The sequence below is a fragment of the Glaciimonas sp. PCH181 genome (assembly GCF_003056055.1).
Classification (GTDB): domain Bacteria; phylum Pseudomonadota; class Gammaproteobacteria; order Burkholderiales; family Burkholderiaceae_D; genus Glaciimonas.
The window spans coordinates 131,909-145,350 of record NZ_PYFP01000002.1 but is presented as its reverse complement, the minus strand read 5'-3'; the positions used below and the strand labels follow the sequence as shown (position 1 = coordinate 145,350).

The following is a 13,442-nucleotide window of genomic DNA, read 5'->3' as shown; positions in this document are numbered from 1 at the left end:
TATTTATGTGAGCTGAGCGCGCCATGCAGAGTGTAATCTTGCGCTTGGGTGATCGCATCGATATTGATTGAATTCCGTTATGTCATGCACGGGATCAAGCCGACTTGTACTTGCAAGTCGGCTTTTTTGATTTATTTGATGAGCATGGATTTAGCGACCTGGTTAACCTGTTCACGCAGCCATTTATGTTCGGTCGCCTGATGCACGCGTTCGTGCCACAGTTGATAAAAACGCATTGGGGGAAATTTAATGGGCAGCGTAAAGCTTTTTAGGGCGAGATTTTTCTCATAAAACTGGGCAAATTGTCGGCCTGTGGTCAGCACCAGATCGGTTTGCGCTGCCATATATGGCAGCATGCCGAAATAGGCGGATTCGACTACGACGTTGCGGCGCATATTTTGGCGATCAAGAAAAGAATCGATGATGCCGTGATAGCCAGGTAATACTTGCCATGGGGCAACGTGTGGCAGACTCAGATAATCTTCCACCGTCATGGCATCTGGCGCGGTGCGTTTGGCATACGCGCTGTCGGCACGCATCAGGCAAACGATGGGATCGTCAAATAATTTGGATAAATGTAAATGTTGCGGCGGTTCATCCCAGTTGGCAATGACCAGATCGAGGTCGCCGTCGGATAGCAGGCGCACGTAGTCGGTTTCTGGCCCAAGGGCGTGAATGACGATGCGGCTTTTTGGGGATTCTCGACGCATTCTGGAGACGACTTCCAGAAAAAATGGCGTGTTCATGTAATCCGGGGCGGCGATGTGAAAGGTCCGCGCTTCGTCTTGCGGTACAAATGCGGTCTTGTGGACGAATAGACGTTCTGTCTCATCCAGTATGCGTTTGGCGGGTTTCAGCAGACTTTCACCGTGCTGCGTCGGTACCATTCCGCGTGCGCCGCGTACCAACAGCGGATCGCCGGTCAGCTCGCGCAATTTGCGCAACGATGCTGAAATCGATGGTTGCGGCTGATTCAGCTTTAGCGCTACGCGCGATACGTTTTTTTCGCAGAGTAACAGATAGAGGATACGGATCAGATGAATATCGAGATGGTCGGGAAGTTTGGACATGGTGTCTCCGGTGATATCGCGCTATGTCTACATCCTTGTTCCACGACTGCTTTACCAGAATGAATTGCAGTGCCTGGGCTTTCGGCGGAATGTAACTAGTGCTGTTAGAAATACATTTTCTTTATTATTAGGTATCGTATATTCGCATTTGTATATGAATATACGTATGTCAAATATACGTCAAATTCAATATTTTTAAAGCCGAACCCGTTTATCTTTCATGAATCCGCGGCAATCTGCGTCGGAGTGTTGTGCATTTGCAGCACTTCAGGGCTAGAGCAGCTTCGGCAAAAAGAATGTGACTGGGTTAACGTAAAGTACATATTGCGGCGCACAATACAGTGTGGAAAAGTTGCTGAAAAGAGTAGTTAAATAAGCGTCAGCGCAAGTTGTAAAACGCAAGTCATCGTGGTCGTAGCGGAGCTGTAATTGCTAGGAATTAGCTAGCAATTATTAAGTTCGCGGCCTGGTTTGAGGGGGTGTCCCTCTCTCGTCTGCAGTGCCCGCAGTGGCGGACGAGTGTAAATCGTGAGGAAGACATGGATGCAATGTTGGTGTCGTATGGAGTTGAATGGCTTAATTTACTGGTGCGCTGGCTGCATCTGATCACCGGTATTGCGTGGATCGGTGCCTCCTTTTACTTTGTATGGCTGGATAATTCGATACGTCCGCCGAAGCCGGGTTCTGATCTGGCGAATAAAGGTGTATCCGGTGAGTTGTGGGCGGTGCATGGCGGCGGCTTTTACAATCCGCAAAAGTATCTTGTCGCCCCTGCGGAATTGCCGGAGGAGTTGCACTGGTTTAAATGGGAAGCTTACGCGACCTGGCTGAGCGGCTTTGCGATGCTGTTCATCGTTTATTATTTCAACGCCTCGGCGATGATGATTAATAAAGAAGTCGCCGACCTTAGTTCATGGCAAGCCATCGGCGTTGGTCTGGGTACGTTGGTCGTTGGCTGGACGGTCTACGATTTGCTGTGCCGCTCGCCTTTGGGTAAACGCGACGGCTTGTTCGGCATCGTCATGTATCTGTTTATCGTCGCGGCGGCGTATGTTCTGAGCCATTTATTGAGCGGTCGCGCTGCTTATATCCACGTCGGCGCGATGATGGGCACGATGATGGTGGGGAATGTGCTGATGGTAATTATTCCCGGTCAACGCAAATTGGTGGAAGCCATGCGCGTCGGAAAATCGCCTGATCCGATTTACGGCAAAAAAGCCAAGCAACGCAGCGTACACAACAACTATTTCACATTGCCGGTGCTGTTCATCATGATCAGCAATCATTACGCAATGACGTATAGCCATGCTTATAACTGGTTGATACTGGCAGCGATTATCGCCGCTGGTGCGCTGATTCGTCACTTTTTCAATCTACGCCATGCTGGTCGTGTGTCGTGGGGTTATCCCGCTGCCGGTCTTGCCTTATTGATCGCGGTGGCGATTGCGATTGCACCACGTCCAATGCCGGCTGCTGCGGTAGCAGTGGCGACGCCAACTGCACCGATAGCACAGGTTACTGGTGCGATAACGCCGGCGGCAGCGTCGAACGTTCCGGTAGCAGATATGGAACATATACAGGCGATTATTACGCAGCGTTGCGCTACTTGTCACTCGGCGCAACCGACGCAGCCCGGCTTTGCGACAGCACCGGCGGGCGTCATGTTGCAGACGCCGGAGTTGATTCGTCAGAATGCTTTCAGGATTTATCAGCAAGCGGTGCAGTTAAAAGCCATGCCGCTAGCTAATTTGACGCACATTACCGACGAAGAACGCGCAATGATCGGTACGTGGTATCAGGCTGGCGCCAAGTAAGCGTTGAGGCCAGGTAATGATGCAGTCATGACTTGGCGATCGCAGTTTAGCGCTGCGTCAATCTCTCTCTCTAAATATCACACAGCATAGAAATCAGGGCTACAGCGACGGTGACGTCGCTGGCTTCCTGTTGTCTGGTCGCGTGCTGAAATAACCCACTATTGAAAGTTACTATGACAACTCTCACCATTGATGGCTTTACTCTCACCGCAGCGCAGGTTATGAGCGTCGCCCGTGCACCGCATGTCAGCGTCACGCTGGCAGACTCTTCCCGCGCTGCATTGAAAGAAAGCCGCGATTATATTGAGTCGACCTGGATGCATGACGATGCGCCGATGATGTACAGCTTTAATACCGGCGTCGGTTTGCTCAAAGATACGCGGATCAAGGTCGAACACATTGCGCTGTTTCAGACGCAATTGATCAAGGCCCATTGCGCCGGTATTGGCGAGCCATTTTCCGAAGAAGTCAGCCGCGCCACAATGTTGCTGCGCGCCAATGCGTTTGCCAGTAATTACTCCGCGCCGCGGGTTGAAGTGGTGGACCGGTTGCTGGCGTTTCTGAACGCCGGGATTCATCCGATCATGCCGCAAAAAGGTTCGGTCGGTGCCTCCGGCGATCTGGCGCCGTTGTCGTATCTGGCCGCCGCGATTGCCGGGTTTGATGAGGCCGAAGTCATGTATCAGGGCCAGCGCATGCACGCGCCCGCCGCGATTACGAAGGCGGGGATCAGTCCGGTGAAATTCGATTTGCAGGCTAAAGATGCATCGGCGCTGATCAATGGTTGCACGGCCTCGCTTGCGGTTGCGGTGCTTGTCGCGCACGACGCTCGCAATTTGCTGACCGATGCGTGTTTGTCGCTGGGCCTGACGCTGGAAGCGATGCGGGCCGAGATGGCGGCCTTTGATCCGCGGATTCAGCAAGCCCGTCCGCACGCCGGTCAGATCAAAACGGCGGCGGTCGTACGCAAATTACTCAAAGGCTCGACCCGCACCACGCATGCCGCCCGTGCAGTGCAGTTTCCGGAAGAATCACGTCGTACCGATATTCCTTACAGCCCCCGGATTCAGGATGTGTATTCGTTGCGTTGCGCGCCGCAAGTGTATGGCCCGGTCTTCGACGCACTCGATTACATCGACAATATCGTCGATAAAGAGATCAATTCGGCGACCGATAATCCGTTGATTTTCGGCAAGGATGGCGGCGGTTTCGAGATCATTTCCGGCGGCAATTTCCACGGCCAATATTTGGCACAGGCGATGGATTTGATGGCGATGGCGATCACCGACCTGGGCAGTATTTGCGAACGTCGCGTGGCGCGTTTGATCGATCCGACCCTGTCATGGGGCTTGCCGCGCAATTTGATGAGCGGCGTGCGCGGCGTCAACACCGGTTATCCGGTGGTGCAGTGTTCGCTAAGTTCGCTGGTGATGGAAAACCGCACATTGTGCATGCCGGGCAGCGTCGATAGCATTCCAGCCAAGGGCAACAGCGAAGATCACGTCTCCAACTCGACCTGGTGTGCGCGCAAGGCAGCGACGGTGGTGGCGAATACCCAGTACATTATCGGCGTAGAAATGTTGCTGGCAGCGCAAGCATTGACGATGACCGAAGCATTATTGCCAGAGTTCGTGCTGGGTCAAGGAACGCAAGCCGCCTACGATGAAATTCGTCGCCAGATTCCGGCGTGTCTGGATGGCGATCGCTGGTTCCATGATGACATTTTGATGGCGCAGTCGTTTGTGGTGAGCGGTTCGGTACGCGACGCGGTGGCGGCTAAAATTGGTGAATTTGTATAGTGTTTGAAATCGGCGCACAGTCTTTTAAAGGGCTGTGCGCTTTTTAATTTAGTCCGACCAGAGTTTGCCAGCGGTCGCCCAATTTTCGCGTTTGACATCCTGAATAATGATGTCGACCGATGCTGGGCTACACGCTAATGTTTTGCACGTGGCTTCGGTAATGGCGACGACCAGCGCACGTTTTTCTTCGATGCTGCGACCTTCAAACAATTGAATATTAAATGTTGGCATGTTGTTCCTTCAGTGTGTAGTACGACTATCAGTTGTACTGTCGGTTAAGTTTGATAAGTTGGATCTAGTGCGTTCAATTTACGTAGCAAAGCAGGCCATTCCAGCACGCCTTCCGGGCTGCCATCGCCGATCAATTGGTCACGGGTTTGGCGGCAAATCGCAACAGATGGCATGCTCAGTCGACCGTTTGCTGCTTGCGCCTTGAGTTGTATCGCGCAGGCTTTGTCTAGCGTATCCATCAGCACAAATGCTTCAGCCACCGTGCGACCACAAACCAGACTGCCATGATTGCGTAATAGCATTGCCGGGTGTTGCCCCAGTTGCGTGATTAGTTGTATTTGTTCGGACGGTGTTAGCGTCAGACCTGAGTAATCGTGGTAACCAATTTGCTCATAAAAACGCAAAGCATGTTGCGATAGCGGTAGCAAGCCTTCGGTCTGAGCGCTTACCGCAATGGCATCGACGTTATGCAGATGCATGACGCAAACGGCATCAGGCCGCGCCATGTGCACGGCCGCATGAATCGCGAAACCGCTGACATTCACACGATATTTACTGCCTTCGAGAACGTTGCCTTGCAAATCGATTTTCACCAGATTCGTCGCGCATACTTCATCAAAGCGATAGCCGAAGGGATTGAGTAAAAAATGGCCGGGCTGATCCGGCACTGTTGCCGAAATATGGGTATAAATCGTATCGTCCCAACCGTTGAGAGCGCACAGCCGATAACAGGCCGCCAGATCAACCCGCACTTTCCATTCGGCGCGACTGATCGGCAGCGCGGGTTTGGAGGGCGTGCCTTTGATGTGGTGATGGGCGAAATGTGCTTCCATAAAAGTGCCGCTTATTTTATGCGGCGTTCCGGTAGGATTGTCGTAATCCTGTGGGACGCCTGGCGTTTGACTTTCGGACTAATGCAAGTTCAGGTACATAGCAGAACTGACGGCATCCCGCTGTGATTTTGTGTGGCACATAAACGTGTAAAGCGCACTGCGTTTCGCTCGATTATAGTCATAACCCATTGATGTGGTGTTGCGTTTTAACGACTCGCGGATGATGTGTTCATCAGTGCAGCAATCGCGCTGTATAAGCCATACAGTTAAGTTGTGAGCTGTCTGGATCGGTCGGAAATCTATCAGAATGGGTGAGTAGCGCGCCAGTGATTCGCAATGTCGATACGGCGCGCAATCCAGACCCGGTCATGCGACTGAACATAGTCTAGAAAGCGCGCTAACGCTGCAGCCCGGGCTGGACGACCAACCATGCGGCAATGCAAACCGATGGACAGCATTTTTGGCTGATTTAATCCCTGCGGATCGCCTTCTTGATAGAGGACGTCGAAAGCATCTTTCAGGTAGTCGAAAAACTGCGTGCCAGAGTTAAACCCCTGTGGTGCGGCAAAACGCATATCGTTGGTGTCTAGGGTGTACGGAATGATCAGTTGCGGTTTAGTGCTGGTTGCGCCGTTTGGATCATTAATAGTGACTTGCTGCCAGAACGGCAGATCATCGCCGTAATTGTCGGCGTCATAGCTAAAGCCGCCATGTTCCATGACTAGTCTGCGGGTATTAGGGGAATCGCGGCCGGTGTACCAACCCTGCGGCGCGCTGCCGGTCAGGTCTTTGATAATGCTGACGGCTTCTGCGATGTGGGCGCGTTCGGTGGTTTCGTCGATATTTTGATAGCTGATCCAGCGCAAACCATGACAGGCAATTTCGTGGCCGAGTTGCTGGAAGGCTGCCGTAGCTTCCAGATTGCGTTGCAAGGCGCGTGCTACGCCAAATACCGTTAGCGGCAATTTGCGCTCTTCAAACAGGCGCAGCAAACGCCACAGGCCTGCGCGTGAGCCGTATTCGTATAACGATTCCATACTCATATGGCGGGCTGGGAAGCTTTGTGCGCCAACGATTTCAGATAAAAAGGTTTCGGAGCCGGCATCGCCGTCCAGCACGCAGTTTTCGCTGCCTTCTTCGTAATTGAGTACAAACTGCAAGGCGACACGGGCTTGATCGGGCCAATGTGGATGGGGAGGGGTACGGCCGTAGCCGACCAGATCGCGCGGATAATTGTTAGGCTTGTTCATGGCGTAGTTTTATATCTCTTATTTGATGTGCGTGTAAGAACCTGCGCAAATTCTGCCGCAGCGTCGGTGATTGCGGCCGGATAAACTGGCTTCCGAATGCAAACGCGTGACTGATCCTTATGGATGATGCTTGGATTATGGTGCCTGATGTCATGATTAATATATGCCGGATAATATATTGACCTGCATTCTGCGGTATATGATTTGATCAGAAATCGCCTCTCAATGTCGATATAAGGAAAAATAATGGGGAAGCTAAGTACGCATGTGTTGGACATCACGCAGGGAAAGCCTGGCGTTGGGGTGAAAATCTCACTGCACCGGGTTAATGCTAACGGCAAAACGCTGTTGAAAAATGTGGTGACAAATGCCGATGGTCGCTGTGATGTGCCATTGTTGCAGGGTGAGGAAATGCAGGCAGGGCAATATGAGTTGGTTTTTTCAGCGGGCGACTATTTCGCCGCGCAAGGGGTGGTGGTTCCTGCGCCGCGTTTTGTGGATGAGGTCATTCTTGCGTTCGGCATTGCGGATGCGGGGCAGAATTACCACGTTCCTTTAGTTGTATCGCCATGGTCCTATTCGACTTATCGCGGCAGTTAGTTAATTGGCAATATATTTGGTACGTTCAAGATTGGACGTGCGGCGGTATGGGCATTAATATTGCCCCTGTCGATCAGTTCTTTCTGATATCTTCCCCCTAGGCCACTCGGCCTTGGGAAGCGGTAAATAACCAACACCGTCAAAAATTCGATATATCCGTTGCAAAAGCTTGTGTTAAACTCTGCGCAATATCTTTTGCAAAATAGTCTGGCTGCTTCTTAAATTGCCGATTACACCGAAAGAAAAGAGTAGACCGGCGCATGTAGACGATAACCTCGCCTCACCGCCAAGTCTTCTGGTCCCGCCCAATTTTGCACCTCCTCTGACGGGCGTCGGACAGCAGTATCAATGCGTTTCAATTTGATCAGGTCGCAGACGGCACAATGCCGATGTTGGACCTACTTTCCGCACATTTTTAATAAAATTTTAATAAATACGTCGTACATGGATATTGTTGAGGCTAAGAAAGTCCTCGAAACAGCGCTACTCTGTGCCCATGAGCCGTTGTCGATTAACGACTTAAAGAAACTCTATGTGGCGCATGACGGCGTTGAAGGTGAAGTCGACGCGACAACGATCAAATTGATGCTGGAAGAACTGCGCACCGACTGGGTGGATAAAGGCATTGAGGTTGTTTGTCTGTCGACAGGCTGGCGTTTTCAAAGCCGACCAGAGATGAAGATGTATCTGGAGCGCATGAATCCGGAAAAACCACCGAAATATTCACGTGCCGCCCTTGAAACTCTCGCGATTATTGCCTATCGTCAGCCTGTGACCCGCGGTGATATCGAAGAAATTCGCGGCGTAACTGTCAATTCGCAAACTATTAAGATGCTCGAAGAGCGCGGCTGGATCGAAGCCATTGGTTACCGTGATGTGCCGGGTCGGCCAGGACTATTTGCTACTACCAAACAGTTTTTAGATGATCTTGGATTAACGTCGTTGGACCAGTTGCCGCCGTTACAGCAAGTCGCTAAAAACGATATGCAAGAAGGTACGTTGCTTGAATTGCAGGCATTGGAAGCCGATATTGAAGCAAGTCTCGCGGCAGATCGCGAAGCTGTTGTCAGTCAGGATAGCGAGACGACCGCAGATGCTGCTATACCGGATGAGGCCGAAGCCAGGAATGAGGCAGAGGTTAGCAATATTAATGACGGCACCGAACACAGTGATTTATCTGCCCCGGTTGAAGACCCGGTTCAGGCAACTAGCGAAAAAATGGCGGCACACGCACCAACACTAGAAATACCAGAAGCAACTCCTGAGCATGCGGTGGGCGACATGGATGTCATGTCAGATGAACTTGCGCACACACAGCCGGCTGAATTGTCAGTTGCACCGAATGAAGTTTTTACCAACGACCCTACGCCTGAATCAGCTGATGATGTCAAGCTCGGTCCGCACAACTACGATCTAAATAATGAATCCACCTAGTTCCAATGACGCGCCGATAGTCGACGCCGCTGCAAACACCCCCGAGTCGAAGCCGGCCAGAAAACCGAGAGCCCGTAAAGTTGCTCCGGTCGCCCCGGTCGAAACGCCATCGGCGGTGCAGGCAAGCGTTAAAGAAGCCAGCGTTGCCGAGTCGGCTGTTGCCAAGGAGCCGGTCAAACGTGCGCCGCGCAAGAAGCCTGCGGCAAAAGAGCTAGTGATTGAGGTGGCGCCTGAAACGGCTGCTCCTGTTGCACCAAAAAAACGCACTACCAAGCCAAGAGCCAAGACTACGCCAGTATTTGAGCCGGTCGCTGAGGCAGCTTCAGCCGCCCCGATATCATCGATAGATGCGCCAGCAGGCGGTGCGACTGAAGCGAGTTCTGCAGCAGAAAAGCCGGTTCGCCGTGGTGTTCGCGGTCCCCGTGCATTGCGTAGCAATCGCGCTGCACGTGCTCAAGAGTTGGCATCTCAAGCGCCGTCGGTTGCCCCTGCGCAAGCAGTTGTAGCGGTTGAGGGCGCTGAGGCTTCCGAGCCAAATGGCAATCGCGATACGACTGTTGTGCCAGTGAGTACGCCGCGTACTGACCATAACGAGCGCAATGGGCGCCCAGGTGGTCGTAACGAAGGTCGGACACCGGGGCGTGATGGTCGCAATGGCAATAGTCTGAATAATACGAATTCGCGTGATCGGCAGCAGGCTAAAAAGCCGCACAATCAACCAGCTCGTCCAGGTCAGAAGGGCCCTCAGGGCGCTCCCCGGATCGCTGATGCAGACGATATGTTCTCGTTTGTGACATCGGAAGATTTCGATGATTTGGTGACGGAAGATGAGGCCGGTGAGCGTGCAGGTGGCCGTAATGCCCCGCAAAAAAATGTACGTCGCGATTTGACAGCTGAAGACGATGCACCGAAATTGCATAAAGTGCTGGCGGATGTCGGTCTGGGTTCGCGTCGCGATATGGAAGAGTTGATTATTGCCGGCCGTGTATCGGTAAATGGTGAGCCGGCCCATACTGGTCAGCGTATTTTGCCGACCGATCAAGTGCGTATTAATGGCAAATTGTTACAACGCAAGATTTCCAAGCGCCCACCACGCGTGTTGGTATATCACAAGCCGTCGGGCGAAATTGTTAGCCATAACGACCCGGATGGCCGTCCTTCCGTATTTGATCGTTTGCCGAATATGAAAGCAGCCAAGTGGCTGGCAGTTGGTCGCCTCGATTTTAATACCGAGGGATTGTTGCTGTTCACGACTTCTGGTGATTTAGCCAATAAACTGATGCATCCGCGTTACAACATTGATCGCGAGTATGCAGTACGTACTCTGGGTGAGTTGGAACAGGGTATGCGTCAGAAATTGTTGGCTGGCGTAGAGCTTGACGATGGCACTGCACAATTTTCAAAAATTGCAGATGGCGGCGGTGAGGGTATCAATAAATGGTATCGAGTAACGATTGGCGAAGGTCGAAATCGTGAAGTGCGTCGTATGTTTGAGGCAATTGGTCTGACTGTTTCACGACTAATTCGTACGCGCTACGGTGCCATGACGCTACCTCGCGGCCTGAAACGTGGTCGTTGGGAAGAGTTGGACGAGCATGCTGTGCGCGCAATGATGGCAGCCAATGGTCTTGAAAAAATAGCAGCTCCGGGTGCGGGTAATAAAGGTCGTGATGAGCCAAGAGAGCGCGATCGTGAGCCAAATGGCAATCGTGCAAGCAGCAGCTATCCCCAAAATCCGGGTCAAGGCAGAGGGCCAGGGCAGGGACAAACTTACGGACAGCCGCGCCAGAATCAGGGACGCGGTCCAAATCAAGGGCAGGGACAAGGTCAAGGCGCGGGTGGACGTTCTCAGCCTCCGCGTAGTCGGCAGCCGGATCCTCTGCAAACTGCGCTTGGCTTTCCGGATGCAGGGCAGCGACGCAACAACACGCGTCCTGCGCGTCCCGGCGGCAGAGCGCCTGTTGCCGGGCATCAAGGTTTGCCTGGCTTGCCGCGCCGTCGACCACGTTAGGTTGGCTTGAACTACATCTGCCTGATGACATATAGGTATTCAGGCAGACCCTAAGTAATACTGATGATTGCGGTTAGAAGTTGTTATTCGGTTACGGTTAATGTGTTATTTAAAACTTGTCGCTGCAACAAAAGACGGTTTCCGCATTGCGGCAACCGTGCTAATCGCTTATACTTTATCAGTTAACAAAAGTCATTTCGCAATTGCTGTCGTGGAAGGCTGCTTCAATAACAAGTAATAAGAAGATGGGCTGATGCCCATTTTTTTTTTGCCAAACATTTGTTGCATGCTTTTTAGCATGATGGTTGCGTAGCTATTTAATGGAGAGTCGCCTTGCAGTTGCTGGAACTGATTGAAAAAACCGTTGTGGGCATGGATTATGAGCTCGTAGAACTCGAAAAAGCCGCGGGTGGTCTATTGCGCGTTTTTATCGACGTTACTATGGAAAATGCTGAGCAAGGCGCTATCACGGTAGAAGATTGTGAAAAAGTAACGCATCAGTTACTGCACGTTCTGACCGTCGAGAATGTTGTCTATGAGCGGCTTGAAGTGTCATCTCCGGGGCTGGATCGTCCGTTAAAAAAATACGTCGACTATCTGCGTTTTACTGGCAAAGAAGTGATTATCAAGTTGCTTTTGCCGATGCCCGGTGCAGCGCACAGAAAAACCTTTCAAGGTATTTTGCTGGCGCCGGATGGCGATAATCTGAAACTTGAATTTGAAGCAAACGATGGGTCGTCAGCGCTGCTGGATTTTACGCTCGCTGATGTCGACAAGGCACGCTTGGTGCCGCAGGTGAATTTTAGGAGTCGCAAAGCATGAGTCGCGAAATTTTATTGTTGGTCGATGCGCTCGCGCATGAGAAAAACGTCGACCGAGACGTAGTGTTCGGCGCGCTCGAGCATGCACTTGGTCAGGCTACCAAGAAGCGTTATGAGGGTGATGTTGATATTCGTGTGTCGATTGATCGTGAAACCGGTGAATTTGAATCGTTTCGTCGTTGGCACGTTGTGCCGGACGAAGCAGGTCTGCAATTGCCTGATCAGGAAATTTTGCTGTTTGAAGCAAAAGAACAAATCGACGATGTCGAAGTGGATGATCATATTGAAGAGCCAATCGAGTCTGTTGAGTTTGGTCGTCGGTTTGCCCAAGATACTAAACAGGTAGTCCTGCAACGAATTCGTGACGCCGAACGCGAACAAATTCTGGCTGACTTCCTTGAGCGTGGCGATTCATTGGTAACGGGTACGATCAAGCGCATGGAACGCGGTGACGCTATCGTTGAGTCCGGCAAAATTGAAGCACGCCTGCCGCGCGACCAGACTATTCCTAAAGAAAATCTGCGTATCGGTGACCGTGTTCGTGCCTTTATTCTGCGAATCGACCGGAATGCGCGTGGCCCACAAGTCATTTTGTCGCGTACCGCACCGGATTTCATCAAGAAGTTGTTTGAGCTTGAAGTTCCAGAAATTGAACAAGGTTCGCTAGAAGTTAAATCGGCTGCGCGTGACCCTGGTGTGCGTGCAAAGATTGCTGTTTATACAAGCGATAAGCGGATTGACCCGATCGGTACTTGCGTAGGTATGCGTGGTTCACGTGTACAGGCAGTTACTGGTGAACTGGGTGGCGAGCGTGTGGATATCGTGTTGTGGTCGGAAGATCCTGCGCAGTTTGTGATTGGCGCACTGGCCCCGGCAAATGTCTCGTCTATCGTCGTCGATGAAGAAAAGCACGCGATGGATGTGGTTGTCGATGCTGAGAATTTGGCTATCGCAATTGGTCGCGGCGGTCAAAATGTACGCCTCGCAGCAGAGTTGACCGGTTGGCAAATCAACATCATGACAGCAGAAGAATCTGCAGATAAGTCAGCTGTTGAAACTGCCGCAATCCGCGCACTCTTCATGGAAAAACTGGATGTCGATCAGGAAGTTGCTGACATTCTGGTGGAAGAGGGCTTTGCCAGCCTGGAAGAAATCGCTTACGTGCCGATTACCGAAATGTTGGAAATCGAATCGTTTGATGAAGAAACTGTCAACGAGTTACGTAACCGTGCACGCGATGCATTGGTGACAGAAGCGATTGCTTCGGAAGAAGGTCTGGAAGGCATGGAAGATGCGCTAGCCAACTTTGAAGGCATGGACCGTGTTGTTGCCGGTAAGTTGGGCTTGGCGGGTGTCAAGACTCTGGCAATGTTTACCGGTCTTGCGTATGACGAATTTGGTGCGATTCTGGCTTTGCCAACTGACCGTGCCCGTCAATTGATTAAAGAAGAATTTAAAGATGTGACCGACGATGAGATGAAACTTATCGATGCCAAGTACGATGATCGTGCCAAAGCCTTACAGGCTAAAGCATGGAATACCGCGGAAGTCAAGTGATCCGCGAGGTTCCAATGTCGTC

The 13,442-nt window shown here is 51.7% G+C and carries 11 protein-coding genes; 7 read left to right on the top strand and 4 right to left on the bottom strand.

Annotated features, from left to right (window positions below; translation table 11 throughout):
- Nucleotides 1–131 precede the first annotated feature (131 nt).
- Entirely contained in the window at nt 132–1,070 is a 939-nt protein-coding gene (locus C7W93_RS13720) for a LysR substrate-binding domain-containing protein (protein WP_108440771.1), read from the bottom strand.
- Nucleotides 1,071–1,609: 539 nt separating this feature from the next.
- On the opposite strand from C7W93_RS13720, the gene C7W93_RS13715 reads away from it, so the two are divergent.
- Together C7W93_RS13715 and hutH are read left to right on the top strand one after the other, a co-directional pair.
- The gene (locus C7W93_RS13715) at nt 1,610–2,884 is read left to right on the top strand and encodes a urate hydroxylase PuuD (protein WP_108440770.1); all 1,275 of its coding nucleotides are present in this window, start codon (nt 1,610–1,612) and stop codon (nt 2,882–2,884) included.
- Between the two features lie 173 nt (nt 2,885–3,057).
- Nucleotides 3,058–4,683, top strand: coding sequence for a histidine ammonia-lyase (gene hutH, locus C7W93_RS13710; protein ID WP_108440769.1), 1,626 nt, complete (start codon nt 3,058–3,060; stop codon nt 4,681–4,683).
- Nucleotides 4,684–4,731: 48 nt separating this feature from the next.
- On the opposite strand, the gene C7W93_RS13705 is transcribed toward hutH, so the two are convergent.
- The 3 genes from C7W93_RS13705 to puuE all read right to left on the bottom strand — a co-directional run bounded on the left by C7W93_RS13705 (nt 4,732) and on the right by puuE (nt 6,997).
- The gene (locus C7W93_RS13705) at nt 4,732–4,914 is read right to left on the bottom strand and encodes a 4-oxalocrotonate tautomerase (RefSeq protein ID WP_108440768.1); all 183 of its coding nucleotides are present in this window, start codon (nt 4,912–4,914) and stop codon (nt 4,732–4,734) included.
- A gap of 44 nt (nt 4,915–4,958) precedes the next feature.
- A complete protein-coding gene (locus tag C7W93_RS13700) occupies nt 4,959–5,747 on the bottom strand; it encodes a class II aldolase/adducin family protein (protein WP_108440767.1) in 789 nt (262 codons plus the stop codon).
- A 302-nt stretch (nt 5,748–6,049) separates the two neighbouring features.
- Nucleotides 6,050–6,997 (bottom strand): allantoinase PuuE, encoded by a 948-nt coding sequence (gene puuE / locus C7W93_RS13695; RefSeq protein ID WP_108440766.1) that lies wholly within the window; start codon nt 6,995–6,997, stop codon nt 6,050–6,052.
- 246 nt (nt 6,998–7,243) lie between these two features.
- Between puuE and uraH the strand changes: the two genes are divergently transcribed.
- The 5 genes from uraH to nusA all read left to right on the top strand — a co-directional run bounded on the left by uraH (nt 7,244) and on the right by nusA (nt 13,420).
- Nucleotides 7,244–7,597 (top strand): hydroxyisourate hydrolase, encoded by a 354-nt coding sequence (uraH, locus tag C7W93_RS13690; protein ID WP_108440765.1) that lies wholly within the window; start codon nt 7,244–7,246, stop codon nt 7,595–7,597.
- Between the two features lie 444 nt (nt 7,598–8,041).
- On the top strand, nt 8,042–9,031 hold the full coding sequence (gene scpB, locus C7W93_RS13685; RefSeq protein WP_108442117.1) for an SMC-Scp complex subunit ScpB: 990 nt from the start codon (nt 8,042–8,044) through the stop codon (nt 9,029–9,031).
- The gene (gene rluB, locus C7W93_RS13680) at nt 9,018–11,042 is read left to right on the top strand and encodes a 23S rRNA pseudouridine(2605) synthase RluB (protein WP_108440764.1); all 2,025 of its coding nucleotides are present in this window, start codon (nt 9,018–9,020) and stop codon (nt 11,040–11,042) included. Before scpB ends, rluB begins: the two co-directional genes overlap by 14 nt.
- 333 nt (nt 11,043–11,375) lie before the next feature.
- Complete coding sequence (gene rimP, locus C7W93_RS13675; RefSeq protein WP_108440763.1) at nt 11,376–11,864, top strand: ribosome maturation factor RimP; 489 nt, start codon at nt 11,376–11,378, stop codon at nt 11,862–11,864.
- Entirely contained in the window at nt 11,861–13,420 is a 1,560-nt protein-coding gene (gene nusA / locus C7W93_RS13670) for a transcription termination factor NusA (protein ID WP_108440762.1), read from the top strand. The genes rimP and nusA overlap by 4 nt, the downstream gene beginning before the upstream one ends.
- Nucleotides 13,421–13,442: the final 22 nt, after the last annotated feature.